The following is a 16575-nucleotide window of genomic DNA, read 5'->3' as shown; positions in this document are numbered from 1 at the left end:
TGGCCTCCCGCCGAACGCGATTTCCCCTTTTATCCCTTTCTGATGGCTTCTGGCGTGATTGCCCTCATAAATTTTCCGGTTTTAAGCGAAAACCGGAAATAACTTTCGTCTTCGGTTGCTGTTTTTTTAATCATCCCTGGTTCGGATACTGAAGGTGTTCGGAGCAGAACCTGCTGTTGTGCGAATCCCTGTCATAAAGACGCGCTCAGGAGATCGAGATGAAAAGATTCAACCTTCTGCAAATGTTACAAAGCATCGGGCGATCGCTCATGATCCCCATTGCCATGCTGCCTGCCGCCGGTATTTTGCTGGCCTTCGGCGTCAGCTTTCAGGATCCCAATATTGTCGCCAGCCTGCCGTTTCTCGGCGCTGACTGGCTGGTTCACGTGCTGAAGCTGATGGCGGAAGCGGGTAGTGCGATTTTCGCTAACCTGCCGCTGCTGTTTGCGGTCGGCGTGGCGGTAGGGCTTAGTGACGATCAGGGGATTGCCGGGTTGTCGGCGATCGCCGGTTTTCTGATTATGAACGTCACCATCGGCCAGTTTCTTGGGATCACGCCCGAATCGGTGACGCAGGTGCGTGACTACACGATGGTGCTGGGCATCCCTTCGCTCCAGACCGGCGTGTTTGGCGGCATCATTATCGGGATTATCGCCGCTTGGCTGTATAAACGTTATTACCGCATCCAGCTTCCTTCGTGGCTGGAGTTCTTTTCCGGCAAGCGCTTCGTGCCGATAGTCACCTCCTTCGCCGCGCTGTTTGTCGGGCTGGTGATGGCGGTGGTCTGGCCGCCGGTTCAGCATCTGATCAATGGCCTGTCGAACACCATGACGGTGCAGGGGCCGGGCGTGTCCGCCTTCCTGTTCGGTTTTGTCGAGCGGCTGCTGATCCCGTTTGGTCTTAACCATGTCTGGTGGCCGACGTTCTGGCTGCAGTTTGGCGAGTACGTGAACAAAGCCGGGCAGGTGGTGCATGGCGACCAGCTTATCTTCTTTGCCCAGTTGAAAGATCAGGTGCCGATTTCCGCCGGAACCTTTATGGCCGGGCTGACGCCGATCAAGATGTTCTGCATTCCGGCGATTGCGCTGGCGATCTACCGCTGCGCCAGCCCGGAAAACAAAGCGCGGGTGAAGGGCATTATGCTCTCTGGCGCGATCACCTCCATTGTTTGCGGCATCACCGAGCCGATTGAGTTTTCCTTCCTGTTTGTTGCGCCCGTGCTGTATGGCATTCACGCCGTCCTGGCGGGGCTGGTGTTCCTGCTGATGGAGTGGTTCAGCGTACACATCGGGCTCTCTTTCTCCGGCGGGCTTATCGACTATCTCTTCTTTGGCGTTCTGCCGCGCGCGCCTCACTGGTACATGGTGTTCCCGGTCGGGCTGGTGATGGGAGCGTTGTACTACGTCCTGTTTACCTTTGCCATTCGTCGCTGGAATTTGCTGACGCCGGGGCGTGAAGTCGAAGAAAACACTGTGGCGCAGGAAAACGAACAGAACGACCTGGTGAGCGGCATCATTCTGGCCTATGGCGGGCTGGGGAATATGACCAGCATCGAAGCGTGCATGTCACGTCTGCGCATTGACGTGACGGATAAGACGCTGGTGGACAAGGCGGTGCTGAAACAGCTTGGCGCGGCGGGCGTCGTCGAGGTCGGGAACAACATTCAGAGCGTCTTCGGCATGAAATCCGATCGGCTGAAAGAGGCGATCCGCGCAGCTAACGCGTATACACAGGAGGCAAAATGAAACAGCTACACCACAGCGGCCTGCCGCTGTATCTCGATGATGATGGCGTAATGGCGCTGAAACCGCCGCTAAACTATCTCGGCTTTGGCCGCAAAAGCGCCGGGCAGATGGCGGTGGTCTTACCGGAGTTCACTGAAGCACAGCGTGATGAACCGGCTTACGATGTCTATCGCGGGCTCAGCTTTGCGGAGGATCAGGAACGGCTTGCTGCCGACCAGTACCAGTACGACATTACCATCATCATGCCGGGAACGATCGGCAAGGAGCGCAAGAAAACCAGCGGCCATTATCACGGCTATAACGACACGCGGCGCAACACCCATCCGGAAGTGTATGAGGTGATTAAGGGCACGGCGGCATATATCCTGCAAAAGTCGCCGGATTTTGCCGTCGCGCCAAAAGATCTGCTGGTGGACGATCTTATCGTGGCGGTGGTGAAGGAGGGGCAGAGCATTATCGTGCCGCCGAATTACGGTCACTGCTCCATTAATATCGGCGACGGGCCACTGGTATTCAGCAACCTGGCGTATAAACCCTGCGCGGTTCACTACGACACGGTGCAGTTTTACCACGGTATGGCCTGCTACATCGTTGAAGAGAACGGGCAGCTCTGCGTGCGCAAGAATCGCTACTACTCGCATATTCCGCACATCAAATTCGCCACCGTCAAAGAGAACCCGCACCTTGGCATCACCTTTGATACGCCGCTTTACCAGCGCTATCGCGCCGCGCCGGAACGTTTTCACTTTCTGGGACATGTCGATAACTATGTCCGGGAAATCATGGGGATGCTCCAGTATGAGGATGATTTATTCCCGCTCTGTCAGGAGGACGCATGATGGAAACGCAATCTGTTGCAGGCGTTGCCTGTACTGACCTGCATCAGGCGATGGCGCGGATTGATGGCGCTGCGCTGGTGCGTCTGGAGCAGACCATCGCTGAAGCGAACACGGTGTTTGTTTTTGGCGCAGGGCGTTCGCTGTTAATGCTGAAAGCTTTTGCGATGCGCCTGATGCATATCGGCCTGAAGGTGCATGTGGTTGGCGATGTGGTCACGCCTGCGCTGCAAAAAGGCGACCTGCTGCTGCTGGCCAGCGCATCGGGCGAAACGGCTTCGCTGGTGAATGTGGCTACGAAAGCGAAGCAACTGGGTGGCACAGTGGCCCTGCTGACCATTTTCCCCGAGTCCACGCTGGGGAATCTGGCGGAGGTGGTGGTCAGGATCCCGGCCTATACCGACAAACTGCCGGATGGACCCGATAACGTGAAAGGCATTCTGCCCGGTGGCAGCCTGTTTGAAGAAGCAGTTATGGTGCTGGCCGACGCCATGATAGTGAATCTGGCGCAGTCGACGGGATATCGCTTAACCAAAGGTTTTGCGCTGCACGCCAACCTCGAATAGTCATTCGACACAAGGAAACCAACATGAAATTACAGCTTGCCCTGGATGAGTTAACCCTGCCTGAAGCGCTGGTATTTATCGATAAGGTGGTTGACGACGTTGATATTATTGAGGTGGGAACCCCCTTTCTTATTCGGGAAGGTGTGAACGCGATTAAAGCCATTAAAGAGAAATACCCGCATAAGGAAGTGCTGGCGGATGCGAAAATTATGGATGGCGGCCATTTTGAGTCGCAGCTGCTTTTCGACGCTGGGGCAGACTATGTCACGGTGTTAGGCGTGACCGACGTGCTGACGATCCAGTCCTGCATCCGCACGGCAAAAGAGGCTGGAAAGCAGGTAGTGGTGGATATGATCTGCGTCGACGATCTGCCCGCACGGGTTCGTCTGCTGGAGGAGGCGGGGGCGGATATGCTTGCAGTTCACACCGGCACCGACCAGCAGGCGGCGGGACGCAAGCCGATTGATGATTTGATAACGATGCTGAAGGCGCGCCGGAAAGCGCGGATTGCCGTGGCAGGCGGTATAAGCAGTCAGACTGTGAAGGACTACGCACTGTTAGGCCCGGATGTGGTGATTGTGGGATCAGCGATCACGCATGCAGCGGATCCTGCTGATGAAGCGAGGAAGATTTCGCAGGTGTTGTTGCAGCATCATTGAGGTGAAGGCGCAGGGGGAACTCTGCGCCTGTTTTTTTGACCATATCGACCCATTAGATTTTAACCATTTCGGGAAATATATTCATTTAATCGCCTTCTGCGAAAGTTAGAATATCTTATGATTCTTGAGTGTTTTCTTGTGGGGGGATAATTTTGTAATCGGCCTGCTTTGCTAACCAGAAAAAAGTATCGAGGGAGGCTGTAATTTCTCCCTTTTGAACTTTGCGTACATAGGTAACAACACCATTTTCAATGGTTAATTCAATAGTGATAACTTCATGTTTAGCTTCCATTATTTAATCCTTATATTGTGACTTTCTGTAAATTGGTTCTTTTAACTTTGGTGTGGCTCTTAGCAATCCCGATTCATACTATTCATTTATTTGGTTTTGATATTGTGTGGTAGTGCAAAAAACGATCAGCAAGGTTCATGGTTTATTGATACAGAATGATTCATATATCCTCGGAGGAAAATGGGGGACGGTTTAGGCCGGGGTTTCTGGTTCTACAGGTGTGCTCAGATTGCGACAGCATTGGGTTACAGTGCGTCGTCGATTGCTGCTGTCTGGTGGATTCTGGATGAATGCCAGAACATGAGCTATGTGACATACATCATTGTCCCCCCATTCATCCCGAGCCGTTTTGAGAGGGACATAAATCGGCTTAAACCCGGTATCGGCAGGGAAAACCAGAATGTTATCCTGTGTAGCAACACTACCTGTGATAACATTATACTAGGTCCGCACATCCCAGACCGATTCTGACGTGCCGTCGAACAGACCCGACGGCTCACGGTACGGCAGGCGTACATCAAAATAATAGTGAAGCGGGCTGTCGGCGAAGATGTACACATCCAGTTTGCGGATGTTATCAATCTCCGTTCGTCAATAAACCCCATTTCTGGCAGAATACATTGAAGTAACTGTAAATCTGTTTTCTTCCGTTGAGTCATGAATAGTGGATACCCTTAATATTTTCATCATTACTGTGAGTCTTTGAACAATGGGAGTCCTTGCGATTTACGCCAGCTTTTGACTATTTCTAGAACTTTAGAGGGTTCTCCATCCTCATCTTTATCTGGAAATACGATTAAATCGCTGCCTTTAGGGTGATTTGTAACTTTGATAAAATTATCCATGAGCATGTCCAAATATTCATCCAGTTTTTTTCCTTTTAATTCTTTCTCTTTTCTGGTGCTTTTTCTAAACTCATACAGGATATCTAGAAACTCGTTTTCAGTGTAATCCTCAAGTCTATCTTTCAAAACTGGCATATTCATAATGTCACCTATCTCCTGTAATGTATTTCATCATGTAGTTTAGGCGTAACTATACGTAAGTTATCCATATCATAGACGCCTCCCCCATCTTTTATGGGAATTACATGATGAATCTCGAATTTTTTAACAATAGTGTTTGGTCCTATGTATTGACCCTCTTTGGGAACCCATGGCGAAAGACCATCTGCAACCCTGTCTTTGTTTACTGTTGTGAGGTCTTTAGTTAATTCTGGGTGCTTACCGACTTCATTCCAGACAGCTTCACGGAAATCATCAAAAGAGCTGAACTTCTTACCTCGTAGAGTATCTGCTACCAGAGATGGTATTGAAGCTCCATCTCCCGAGTTTGTAACAGATAAATCTAGCCAAGGTTTATCTCCGGATAGTTTTACACCGTTGCCAGTAGCTGTTCCGGGTTGATTTCGTGAATCATCTTTCAGATACACATAAATCGGCATAATCCCGGAATCGGCAGGGAACACCAGTATGTAATCGTTGAGATCCCGCTCTTCCGGCACCGGGAATGGTGGCGTCGTGTATTCATCTTTACCGTCTGGTATTGGCGTGACCAGTATCGTCGCCTGGTCAATAGGCCTGATATCGCTGCCCGTATGCGATGGAATGTCGCCGTTTTCCGGCTTTTCCGGCGTCCAGGTTATCAACGGGCCATCAACACCGTGAGAGGGGGTGAACTCATAGCGGTTATTTTTTTCAACCCACTTCATTTCAGCCGTGCGCACACCTTCATACGGCGTACCTTCACCCGTATGAACACCGTAGACCCGCATGTTACCCTGTTCATCCTGCCGCCAGAAGAACCTCACCCGGGTCGTGGCTTTTGCTCCGGTCAGCGCTTTCTGCCGCAGCTCTTCCTCGTACCAGAATTCATCTCGCCCTGGAACACTGGCGCTGCCTTCACCCGCAGACGGGACATACAGCGCGGACATCATCGCCCCCACATACGGAATACCGCGGGCGGCTCCCAGTACGCCGGTTAAGGACCATTCTCCCCACACCTGCGTCATGACGCCAGTTACCGCCCCCAGTGCAAGCGGTGCGGCGGATGCCTCTGCCGGGGCTTTTTCGCTCCCGGCATCGGGTTTGCGTTTTTTGGCTGACTGGGCATGCTGAACGACGTCTTCATCTTCTTCATGAGCATGCTGATGACCGTACCCACAGCAGTCATCTTCAACCGGTTGGGCAAAAATCGTCATCTGGCCGAAGTTTTCTACAGGCTCGTCGGTGGTACCGGCATCGGTGCAGCCTTTCTCTTTCAGGCAGGATTTCGCATAGACCGGCGTCACCCAGGGAGTCAGCGTTTCGGAGTTAAATTCCCGCATGGTAGCCGGAGGAGGGAGCGGGGAGGTATCCAGAGGTAAAGCGCTTCGTGCAGCAGCCATCGTCCTTTTCACTCTGCGCATATACGTCGCTGTCGTGCCATACTCAATCTTCCCTGCCTCCAGCCGCAGGTAGCTCCCGCCGCCAATCAGCGTGATGCGTTTCTTTCCGGCAAACGAGATGTCACTCGCTGAACTCATCGTCAGCTTCTTCTCTGCAAACAGCCTCATATTGCCGTTCTGCGCCTGCGCCTCCACAGGGCCTTCCCCGGATTTCAGGCTCAGCTGTCCGGTGCGGGCAAACAGACCGAGCCTGTCTCCGGCGAGGGCGGTCATGTTACCCATGACGCCGGTGCTGATGTCCCCGCCCGCACTGATGGCGACGTTTTTGCCGGCGGCCAGTTGCAGATGTTCGCCGCTGATCAGCGCCATCCCTTCCGGGGCGGACATCAGCAGCGCCTCATTGAGCGGCTTCAGCCGTTGCTCAAATATCGCTATCTGGCTGTCCACGTCCGCCTTCAGCGCCTGCACCTGTTCTGCCGCTATCTCCAGCTGCTGCAGCTGCTGGTTGAGCCGGTCGATTTCCTTCAGCGCAGCGCTCATATCCAGTGCGTCACCCTGCGCTTTCGCCTGCGCATCCGCGCTGACAAACAGCCCCTTTCCGGCGCGGATAACGCCGTGCTCATCGGTGCGCAGTTCCGTACCGGTGCCGCGCGGTTTGTCCTGCGCATCCACCAGATGCCCGGTATTCAACTGCGTTGCGCCATATGGCGTGCTCAGCGCGATATGCTCCTCACCGCGGCGGTCCTCCATCCGCAGCTCATTTTCAGCGGCGGTGCGCAGAATGTTCTGGCTGCGGTTGTCGCGATTAACGATGTCGGGATGTTCAGAATCGTGCAGGGTGTGGGAGATATACGGCAGGTCGATATCGCCGTTGCTGTACGCAATCGCCACTTCCGTCCCGTCGGTAAGCGGCGTGTGCCAGCCATATGTATCACCAGAGTACGGCTTCGCCATCCGCAGCCACAGATATGCGTAGCCCGGTTCGCTCTCTTCCCGGTCGAAGTCCAGCCTGACTCGGTAGCGTCCGTGCTCATCCAGATGGGCGTAAATGTCGTTCTTCTCCCGGCTCTCAATCCGGGCCGGAAGCGTGCCGTGAATTTCCGGGCGCGGGATGTCCACCGGGCGGAAACAGTAACGCTCGGTGTAGGGCATTCCCCAGACCGACACGTGCAGGCGGGAATCACGGGCCCCCCGGCAGGTCACCAGCGTGAGGAGCACACCCTCTTTCAGGGCCGTAATGACATCGCCCTGCGGCTCCAGCACCTGGCCGGGCGCGAGGTGTAAGGCGTTGCTGAACAGGTGGATACGGGCTGATTTATTGAGTTCCCGCTCGTGATGAAGCCGGGCGTAAAACGCGCCGGATTCGGTTTCCGGCTCCGGGTCGCTGTCATTACCCGCGTCACGGTAAGGCGCGGCGTAGCGGTAATGCTCCCCGGTGGTGACCGCATCATGACGCACGCTGACCGTCGCATCCATCGGCGTGCTGGCAGTCCGGTAGTTGTAATCACGCATGGTGACGGTCCCGGTGACAACCCTGTGCCAGGTTCGCACATCCCAGACCGATTCTGCCGCACCGTCAAACAGCCCCGATGGCTCGCGGTACGGCAGGCGCACGTCAAACCGGTAGTTAAGCTGGCTGTCGGCCAGGATGTAAGTATCCAGACCGCGCACGTCGTCCATCTCCGTACGCCAGTAAATCCCCACCTCAGACAGAATACGCTGAATGAACTGCAAATCCGTTTCCCGCCACTGGGTGATAATTTCACGCGGCGGGTAGGTGTGCTCCAGCCTGAATTCAAAATCAGGTCCCTCCAGCCCGTGTCTGCGCAGCACCTGCTCCACCACCTCCGGGACGGACTGGTTCTGAAATACGGCGCACTGCCGGGTGTATCCCAGGAGCGCCAGGCGGGAGCTGAGCGTGAGCCGGTAACGGGACTGATCTGCGGAGGTGGACAGCCATTCCAGGCGGGTGATAATGCCGTGAACATTTTTACCGCCACGCATCTGCAACGAGGCATATTTCATCAGCACCTGTTCCGGGGGAATGTTCGCCTGCGGCGTGGTGAACTCAATATCCCATTTAAACGGTTCGCTCAGGGCTTCCCTGCCGTAAAAGCGCAGGACATCCGGTTTCACCGGACTGTCATTAATCTCCAGAAAGTATCGGGTCTGTCCGTCAAAAAGCGCTGACCAGTTATCCATAACAAGACCTTATGTAATCCAGGGGGAATTTCTCGAGCGATAATCACATGAGAAAATGGGGGCTGTAAATGCCTTTTATGGACAAAAAATGTGAAGTGAGAAGACGGTGTTAAAGGGGAGGCTAACTGTATTACTCAGTGAGTTATTCTGTTTTTATCCTTTACCAGACTGCACTGGTTTAACATTCGGCATACTGGCTGGCGCCGCCCAGATTTTTATCCTTAAAGGGCAGGCCCGTTCCCCCTTATTCCCCCTTCCTTTCAGCCTTAGCCTTTGCAGTCCCTTTTCGCCATTTTCATTCCTTATGTTTTTGAGGTGGTACAGGTGGGACAGGTGGTACAACCGCGGCAGCCGTGGCTTTGCGCTGTATCACCTGAAAAATGCCAGCCTGAAAAGTGGGACAGATTCAGCAACGGCTGTCCCACCCTGTACCACCTTTTTTTAAGACACGCGAGACTGCACTCAGATACTGAGGATGCGGGAGGTAAGGCGGTAGACCCTGGCTTTGCCGATCTCCGGCAGGCGAACCTGCGACTGGTATTTCCCGTCGCTGCCGGGTAGCAGGCATTCTGCTTCCTGGCATAATCTCGCCGCTCTGGCGGGACTGAATCCCCGGCACATTTCCCGCCAGCCCTCCGGCAGGATGTGAAACAGTGTGTGCTCTTCACCCGTCAGCGGATCTTTTTCCACCCGGCGAAAGCCTGCCATATTCAGCGGGCGGTCGGGGCCATCCCACGAGGCAAAACGGCTGTACTGGTGCGCGGTGATGAACCGCTTGATCTGTGCCAGTACGCCTTCATCCTCCTGGTTGGCAATATGGCCGCGTTCGTTCAGCCAGGCGTGCAGGCAGATCTGCACCGCCTCATACGCCGTGCCTTCCTGCCAGCCCGTAATGCCGTGCAGCGTCGCCATCTCTCCGGCCACCGCCAGCAGGGCAAAACGGGCCACGATGCGCTGCACCTGGTTTCCGGCGTTGTCCGGCATCAGGGCGGTCTGGTAGCGGCGAAGTAACTCTCTCGCCAGGGTGGTGCTGGCGTCCTGGTCACTGGTGAGGAAGGCCAGCCAGGCACGAAAGGCGGTGCCGTGGAAGCGGGCGACCTGGTCGCAGAGGGCATCGGCAAATTGCTGGCCGCTGGCAAAGCCGTGTAGCTGCTCAAACGCGCCATGCTGCCCGGTGTCGCTGGGGATTTGTACCATGCGCACATCCATTCCGGCGTAGAGGCGTTCTCCGGCGCGTTCGGTATGTTCCGCCAGCGACAGTTCCCCGGTGGAGAACAGCAGCAGCGTCCAGTGCCTGCGGTTGCGTACTTCGCCGTCGGTGCGGGCGCGCCCCTTGCCCTGGCCGTTCGCCAGCATATAGGCAATCATTCCGGCCTCACGCGGGTCCACTTCGCGCAGTTCATCGAGCGGCAGCAGGGCATCGTTGTGTCGGCTGGCAATTCCTTCCAGCGCATTCCCGGTGGCCCGCCAGGAGTGCCAGTAATCCGTGCCGCCACAGACGGAAGCAGCCACCTTCATCACCGTGGTTTTACCGTCAGTGGACTCTCCGCGCAAGTGAAAACCCCCGCCGCCCGTTCCGGTCAGGCGCAGCAGCGGGGCGGCCAGCGCACAGCAGACGGCAAAGACCAGTCGTGAATTGCCTGCACAGAGTGCGGCGACCTGCTCCTGCCACTCCGCCAGTGTGCCGCCCTGCGCAAAGCCGCCGGTCAGATAGTGGCTGCCCTGGAGAATGACGTTGTCGCCACCGGGACCGATAACCTCATCCGGCAGCACGTACACGCCGTTGTGCCAGCCGGTTTTCTCCACGCAGGTGACCCGGCGTCCGGGGAGTGACCGCGAGATGTACTCGCACAGCAGGCTGCGCAGGGCGGGGCGGGTGGAGATGTAGGTCAGGCCGTTCTCCAGCAGAATGCGCCTCAGCTCCTCGCCGTTGCCGCTGAGCATTGCCATCGGCATGGCCCAGCGCCGCAGCTGCCCGGTGGTTGTGTGCCATTCCAGCAGGCGGCCATAGCTGCCGTCATGGCTGTCGCAGGTGATAGCGGTGACGCGCAGCGGGGAACAGATGCGCTGGGGCTGAACGTCGCTTTCACCGTCCCGGCGTTCGGTGAGCTTGTCAAACCACAGTGCCTCTTCATCGAGGCGGAAGTGCTCCGGCAGAATGTCGGAAGGCCTTTCCTGTCGCAGGCGTTCAAGCTGACCGGTCCAGTTCTCCAGTAACTCACCGTCAGGGGTCATCAGCCGGGCCATCTGCACATCCGCATGTGCCAGTTTTACGGCGATTTTCAGCAACTCCTCTTCGCGGATATCGCCTGTGCGAAGTACCCGGGCGTAGAGTGTGTCGGGCCTGATAATGGTCAGGTTGTCTAGATCGGCCAGTTCATCTGATCCGAGTACCACCGGAGGAACATCATCTTCCCGGTCGGGATCTTTTCGCCACACGCGTGAAGTCTCCCATGCCAGGCTTCCGGCCAGGATCACCACCTCGAGCGTGCGGTCCGGAGACTGCTTACAGAGAAAAGGGGCGCGTTTCATGATGAGGTATCAGTCGGCTCATCCCTGAGCGTGGATTAACGGATGGCGGTGCGGCGCTGTTGCCACTGACGGATTTCAGCGGCATCGAAGACCACCAGTCGGGAAGAGAGGTGGACGGGGCGGGGAAAGTCTGTGTTTTTAATCAGTCGGTAAACGGATGATTCGCTCATCGCCAGAAACTGAACTACCTGCCGCATACGCACGTTGCCGCTTTCGGGAAAAGCATCGTTACTGTCAGCACGGGATTTCATGATTGCACCTCACGGGAACAGAGTGTCGGAGCGGTTATAGCGCGGAACGGGAAGGGGAGGTATAGGTCCGGGGGAAAAAGTTAAGTCCGGATTGAAAGTAATGAGTCCGGGAATATTTTATTTGCTGCCAGAACTGATGGTCTTTCAACAATTATATGAAAGTAAACAGTTTTATTTTTCTTTTACTTAAACTGGCCCTTACTGCTGAGGTTAACGAATGGCAACGCACGACTACAAACACTCCCAATATTTTTGACATAAGGCGGTTAGATGAGAGGAGAAAGATAAAAAATTAAAATAGTGTTTTAAAATCAATTAATTATATGGGTCATTGCTTTACGGTGCTGGCTAAGTATGCTGCACCTCAGTATTAGGGCTGGTTGGTTTTCATTAAAATGTAAATCTAGGAAGTAGATCAATGTAAGCTCAGATACCTAATTATTATGTTTGCCAATAAGTTATATACTTATGACCTCGCCAACGGGAGGGATGTGTCCTTGAAAGTGCGTCCCAGTTAATGTGAGTTTTAGGTGATTAAGGGACCCCCATGACTGTAACTTCTCCGGTTTTCCCGCACACAGCTATTTCAACTTGGAGCGGATTTGTCTATCAGGGAAAATTAGCTTTGTACCATTGCCTTGAGATGATGTCCTTGGATTATGAGGTGAACCGGGATCTGAAATTACAACTGGAAAGTCAAGATGATTTTGCGATTTTTCGAAGCCAGCAGTGTTTGTCAATGCATCAGGTCAAAGCATATAAGGAGACACGATTTACTGCCTATCGTGAAGGAATCACGACTCAAAGAGACAATGCAAGGCAAAGAGGAGCGACATGTGCTTACTTTCATGTCGCACGAGCTGTGACTGATATCCCTCCAACGTTTGCGACAGACTATAATCCGGTGAGATTTTATACTTATACTATTCCTCCTGATGTAAACGGGAATGTTACACAATCTTTTTGTCCATTAGATGAAGTGGACAGGTTTATTCGAAACAAACTTGTCAGCTTGTTTTCTCGCGTCGCAGGATTACCCTCTTGGAAAGTAAGTCTTGTCGCAATAATTCAGAATACACTTGAAGCAATAGTGAATTCAAAAGTCATTATGATTCACAGTCAAATTCATCAATCAGTTCGCCATCAGACCGAAATTGCGGCTACAGAATTTATCGATTTTTCAGTATTGTATGAAGTAATAGAAGCGACTGATTATGGTCCCTACGACAACGAAGCATTTTATTTAAGCCGTCTACAGATTGATATTGGCACATACTACCATGATTTTTGCGAACTTCATGATGATCTTTCACAGGCTGCATGTAATAAGTTAGACGATTATCTTGCGGCTATCGCAGCGCTAGATATCGAAGGGATGAAAACTTTCCTACGCGCCACGATGCCGCATAAAAAAGGTCGTTTTAGCACTCTTAGTGAGTTTAAGGATGAATCATTTGATCGTGATTCAATGCGCCTTGGTATGTTTAATATTTTTTGGAAATTAGTGCAGACAACATGTAACGAAGGATCTGGTACTATATTTTCTTGGCTAGATAATGGTCGTTTCTATTATCCGACAGGGATACATCAAGGAGTAGAACATCAGGAAAGTATCTGTCATGACATTATGCAACAGGCACTTAGTGAAGATATTGAATGTCTTTTCGAGCGCGGAGCACTTATCACTAGCTCTATAGATAGATCATCTATCTCAGATGTGATTGTAGGAGTAGATGCTACTGAAGGTATTGATATCGCAGACCATGAATTACTGAGGGAAAACCGTATCGGAAACTATAAGAGAGTTGCAATGGTTTCTTTAAACAATGTACCAAGGAGCCTAAAAGATGCAGAACTTGATTGAGCAATTGTTTGCGTCAGAAGGTATGACGCGTAAAACCGATACTGACTTAGCTTTGTATGAATATTCTAATGCGGGAAAGAAAAATTACTGGCTGGTGATGCATTGTGAACCAGTAATAACACCTAAATTCCAAGCTAAATGGCTTAATGAGTGCAAGAATGTCACAGCTGATCCTGCCCTTGAAAAAAATATAAACTTATTAATAGCATGGAACACTGATAGAAATAACGTACTCTCAAGTAAATTAGTTCATCACGCAGAAGAAGATTGCTACTTTTTCAAAAAACATGTACTGCCTTATACCTCCGAAGAACTGGATTCACTTCAACAACAAATCGTCACTCAAGGTTTTGAGACTGTTTTTCGTCAATTAATCACTACCCCTAGCACTTTTACTGAATACAAATCACATTATTTAGAGGGGGGATGGCAAAGTTTGTTATACAGGCTAGCAATAAAGCTACCTTTTATTGAGGTTAATAGCTCTGGTAGCTCCGATTTAGCTAGCCTAGAACGTAATATTCGAGAAAAAATACTGCGTACCGATAATCCCGGTGTACTTGTAGCAACTGAATTGGCCATTGATTCCTTGGTTAACAAGATTGAGTCACCGGAGATACTGCCAGAAGAGTTGCTGGCTTTGATTGATGAGAAATTGTCTGAGGCTGGCTATGAAAATGATCATTAAACGCTTGGAAGTTCGAAATTTTAAAGTTTTCGAAAAGCTTGAATTAAAAATTGAAAGTGAACATCTTGTTGTTCTGGATGGTCCTAATGGTTTTGGCAAATCCTCTTTCTTTGATGCTTTGGAATTGCTACTCACAGGCAAAATCCGTCGTTATATTGAACTTGAAGAATTAACGGTGGATCGACGTAGCATGAAGAGTGGTTGCCCATGGCTGTTCAAACAAGCTAGAGAAGGAGACTGGCTTTCAATTCGTGCAGAAATTGTTGTAAATGGGGATAGCAGCTTCCTTGAGAGAGCCGCTAGCAAAACTGAGTTGGATCAGCATAGAGGTGTTGCTGATTTAAGGCTTCCACTCTATGAGTTGGCAAGTTTTCAGGCGGAGCGAGATGAAGCGATACAAAATGAGGATACTTATCTTTCTACCTTACTTGGGGAACAATATCAACGTGATTTTGAATTGTTCCATTATGTTGAACAGGAAGAAAATACTAGGTTATTAAAACAAAAGGAAAGGGACAGACAGGGACAGATTGCGCATTTGTTTGAAATCGGAGATATTCAGAATAAAATTGATAATATCTCGCTGGCAGTAACCAAAATCGGGAAAATATGTAATCCACAGAAACATTCCGAACTGCGACAACTTAAGGATAAATGGGAAAAGGCGAAACAGCAGATTATACCTGAGTGTTCTTCTGTTACATATAAGAGGATGATAGAGGTGACAGATCAGCCTTGGGATCGTGATATAATAGAATTTGATGTACAGCAATTCCAAAAATGGTTGTCCCCAGAAGACGTATTATTTCGAATAGGCCGTTTTATCGAAAATTTTGAGCATTTTAATAATCATCTTCTCAATATTAAGTTAGTCAATACACTTCTCCCTAAAAAAGAACTGCAGCAACGATTATTGATGTTTATTCTCCCTCTGAAAGAAAGAGAAAAATGGAATGTAGACCTCGCATATTTTGATGCTGCGATGTTATTAAGCGATGCCTTTAAAGATGTAATACAGTCAATTAGGAATAATCGACTAGTGATCACTGCTTTATTGGCAGATATTCTCCCAAAAAATATTTCTCAGGAGGATTTTCAGCGACAGGTCGATGTACTTAAACAACAGTTGGCTACCACTGATAAAGTTCAGGAATGCCTCGTAGAATTGATGCAAACTCGTGAGCAATTAGTGATTGCATTTCAAGAGTATCAGGCCCATAGTGATTCAACTAATATTTGCCCTACATGTGGATATTCTTGGCCAACTGAAGAGGTATTGTTGGAGAGAATTGAAAGTCAACGTGTATCTCTTGAAAATTTAGCGACGCAGCAAAATAATTACTTTTCCCAAACATTAGCCGATTTCAGGGATAATTATCAGAAACCAATTGAATCTGCACTCCAGTCTTTTGTGTATGAAATGAAAGAAAATATTGAGTATAAGCGCCAATTGGTAAGTTTATCAGATGATCAGATCAAGTGGATAGAAAAATATTATCAACAATTATTAATGGCTGGCGTTAACCTTCAGGACCTTTTATCTGATAATTTTCAACCTATAACACAGAAAACATTAGATGAACTTGAATTGCGGGTCCGTGAAAGGTTCAAAACTGTAGATGATAGTTGCATTCATGATGACTTTGAAGAGATTTATAGTGAAATCTTCAATAACAGCGTAGATGCTGTCAAGCAAATTACTATTGACCAATTTGAGTTAAAAAAGGCGTATTTGAGGCAGCAACATTCTTTTGCATCTTCTAATTACATTGCACAATGCGAACTGGAGTATAACAAAGCAGCTTTAGTTATTAATAAAGCTACTAGACAAAGGGATTATCTAAGGAAGCTCAAGAAAATATATGAAGATGAGAAGCGGTTATATTTAGAATCTATTGTTAAAGAGATTGAAATTCTCTTTCATATCTATTCTGGGCGTTTAATGCAAAGTTACCAACAGGGATTAGGCATTTTCATTGAAAATGATGGTAATTCTATCGCTTTCAATGAAACGCCAGGACATGAGCATGATGCTGTTTTCTCCATGAGCTCAGGCCAACTTTCAGCTTTAGTGCTTTCATTTACACTAGCCCTGAACCAGCGGTATGCTAAACATACACTGTTGCTTATAGATGATCCAGTCCAGACATTGGATGAAATCAATGTTGTTGGTTTTATTGATTTGTTACGCACAGAATTCCGAGACCGACAGATAATAATGTCAACACATGAAGACCGGATGTCAGCTTACTTCCGTTATAAATACAAAAAGTTCGGTATGTCAGCAGCTAGGATCAACTTCATGGAGCAGGCCCGCTTAGTTATTGACAGGCAATAGGAGGAACACCGCCTTCTAAGAAGGCGGTGTTCCTTTCAAGTCCTCAATGGTAGTTAAACAGCTAACATGGTTATCTGCACACTTGCTCTTCTTTGGCAGATTTTTAGAGAGTATTTCTCCCCCTAAAATAAATATAGTGGTTGCTGATAGAGATTATGTTTTTCAAAAATAGTATTTGGCGACATGCTCGAATCAATAAGGTAATTATAAATTTAT

General features: G+C 50.3%; 11 protein-coding genes and 3 pseudogenes. 7 read left to right on the top strand and 7 right to left on the bottom strand.

Features of this window, described 5'->3' with window-relative positions:
- Positions 1-218: 218 nt before the first annotated feature.
- From ptsG to hxlA, 4 genes are read left to right on the top strand one after another with little or no spacing between them, the layout of a single operon-like run.
- On the top strand, positions 219-1745 hold the full coding sequence (gene ptsG / locus IYV58_RS20905; protein ID WP_195729235.1) for a glucose-specific PTS transporter subunit IIBC: 1527 nt from the start codon (positions 219-221) through the stop codon (positions 1743-1745).
- A complete protein-coding gene (locus IYV58_RS20900) occupies positions 1742-2584 on the top strand; it encodes a glucose-6-phosphate isomerase family protein (protein ID WP_195729234.1) in 843 nt (280 codons plus the stop codon). Before ptsG ends, IYV58_RS20900 begins: the two co-directional genes overlap by 4 nt.
- Positions 2584-3147, top strand: coding sequence for a 6-phospho-3-hexuloisomerase (hxlB, locus tag IYV58_RS20895; protein WP_195729710.1), 564 nt, complete (start codon positions 2584-2586; stop codon positions 3145-3147). Before IYV58_RS20900 ends, hxlB begins: the two co-directional genes overlap by 1 nt.
- Positions 3148-3170: 23 nt before the next feature.
- Positions 3171-3806: a 3-hexulose-6-phosphate synthase gene (gene hxlA / locus IYV58_RS20890; RefSeq protein WP_195729233.1), complete on the top strand. Its 636-nt coding sequence runs from the start codon at positions 3171-3173 to the stop codon at positions 3804-3806.
- A gap of 115 nt (positions 3807-3921) precedes the next feature.
- Here the strand turns inward: hxlA and IYV58_RS20885 are convergent, their stop codons facing one another.
- The 7 genes and pseudogenes from IYV58_RS20885 to IYV58_RS20860 form a co-directional block, all read right to left on the bottom strand.
- Entirely contained in the window at positions 3922-4098 is a 177-nt protein-coding gene (locus IYV58_RS20885; RefSeq protein WP_185927457.1) for a hypothetical protein, read from the bottom strand.
- A 444-nt stretch (positions 4099-4542) separates the two neighbouring features.
- Positions 4543-4757: pseudogene (locus IYV58_RS28625) on the bottom strand (type VI secretion system tip protein VgrG); the annotation flags it as partial.
- A 30-nt stretch (positions 4758-4787) separates the two neighbouring features.
- Entirely contained in the window at positions 4788-5084 is a 297-nt protein-coding gene (locus IYV58_RS20880) for a bacteriocin immunity protein (RefSeq protein ID WP_412917767.1), read from the bottom strand.
- An 8-nt stretch (positions 5085-5092) separates the two neighbouring features.
- Positions 5093-5890, bottom strand: a pseudogene (locus IYV58_RS20875) (S-type pyocin domain-containing protein); the annotation flags it as partial.
- A gap of 564 nt (positions 5891-6454) precedes the next feature.
- Positions 6455-8686, bottom strand: a pseudogene (locus IYV58_RS20870) (type VI secretion system Vgr family protein); the annotation flags it as partial.
- Positions 8687-9148: 462 nt separating this feature from the next.
- Positions 9149-11218: a DUF927 domain-containing protein gene (locus tag IYV58_RS20865; RefSeq protein WP_195729232.1), complete on the bottom strand. Its 2070-nt coding sequence runs from the start codon at positions 11216-11218 to the stop codon at positions 9149-9151.
- A gap of 35 nt (positions 11219-11253) precedes the next feature.
- On the bottom strand, positions 11254-11469 hold the full coding sequence (locus IYV58_RS20860; RefSeq protein ID WP_195729231.1) for an AlpA family transcriptional regulator: 216 nt from the start codon (positions 11467-11469) through the stop codon (positions 11254-11256).
- A gap of 547 nt (positions 11470-12016) precedes the next feature.
- On the opposite strand from IYV58_RS20860, the gene IYV58_RS20855 reads away from it, so the two are divergent.
- From IYV58_RS20855 to IYV58_RS20845, 3 genes are read left to right on the top strand one after another with little or no spacing between them, the layout of a single operon-like run.
- Positions 12017-13333 carry an ABC-three component system protein gene (locus tag IYV58_RS20855; protein ID WP_142446795.1) on the top strand — a complete coding sequence of 439 codons (1317 nt, stop codon included), beginning with the start codon at positions 12017-12019 and terminating at the stop codon, positions 13331-13333.
- Complete coding sequence (locus IYV58_RS20850) at positions 13317-14021, top strand: ABC-three component system middle component 1 (protein ID WP_142446794.1); 705 nt, start codon at positions 13317-13319, stop codon at positions 14019-14021. Before IYV58_RS20855 ends, IYV58_RS20850 begins: the two co-directional genes overlap by 17 nt.
- Positions 14005-16359 (top strand): AAA family ATPase, encoded by a 2355-nt coding sequence (locus tag IYV58_RS20845; RefSeq protein WP_195729230.1) that lies wholly within the window; start codon positions 14005-14007, stop codon positions 16357-16359. The genes IYV58_RS20850 and IYV58_RS20845 overlap by 17 nt, the downstream gene beginning before the upstream one ends.
- Positions 16360-16575 lie beyond the last annotated feature (216 nt).

The organism is Klebsiella sp. BDA134-6 (assembly GCF_015601345.1).
Taxonomy (GTDB): domain Bacteria; phylum Pseudomonadota; class Gammaproteobacteria; order Enterobacterales; family Enterobacteriaceae; genus Klebsiella; species Klebsiella grimontii.
Note: the sequence above shows the minus strand (reverse complement) of the source record. Positions and strands in the feature narration are given on the sequence as shown.

Bases quoted from the DNA above. Each gene is read 5' to 3' on its own strand.
- IYV58_RS20860 (WP_195729231.1), bottom strand. From the start codon at position 11,469: ATGAAATCCCGTGCTGACAGTAACGATGCTTTTCCCGAAAGCGGCAAC.
- IYV58_RS20850 (WP_142446794.1), top strand. From the start codon at position 13,317: ATGCAGAACTTGATTGAGCAATTGTTTGCGTCAGAAGGTATGACGCGT.
- IYV58_RS20880 (WP_412917767.1), bottom strand. From the start codon at position 5,084: ATGAATATGCCAGTTTTGAAAGATAGACTTGAGGATTACACTGAAAAC.
- ptsG (WP_195729235.1), top strand. From the start codon at position 219: ATGAAAAGATTCAACCTTCTGCAAATGTTACAAAGCATCGGGCGATCG.
- IYV58_RS20845 (WP_195729230.1), top strand. From the start codon at position 14,005: ATGAAAATGATCATTAAACGCTTGGAAGTTCGAAATTTTAAAGTTTTC.
- IYV58_RS20865 (WP_195729232.1), bottom strand. From the start codon at position 11,218: ATGAAACGCGCCCCTTTTCTCTGTAAGCAGTCTCCGGACCGCACGCTC.
- hxlA (WP_195729233.1), top strand. From the start codon at position 3,171: ATGAAATTACAGCTTGCCCTGGATGAGTTAACCCTGCCTGAAGCGCTG.
- IYV58_RS20885 (WP_185927457.1), bottom strand. From the start codon at position 4,098: ATGGAAGCTAAACATGAAGTTATCACTATTGAATTAACCATTGAAAAT.
- IYV58_RS20900 (WP_195729234.1), top strand. From the start codon at position 1,742: ATGAAACAGCTACACCACAGCGGCCTGCCGCTGTATCTCGATGATGAT.
- IYV58_RS20855 (WP_142446795.1), top strand. From the start codon at position 12,017: ATGACTGTAACTTCTCCGGTTTTCCCGCACACAGCTATTTCAACTTGG.
- hxlB (WP_195729710.1), top strand. From the start codon at position 2,584: ATGGAAACGCAATCTGTTGCAGGCGTTGCCTGTACTGACCTGCATCAG.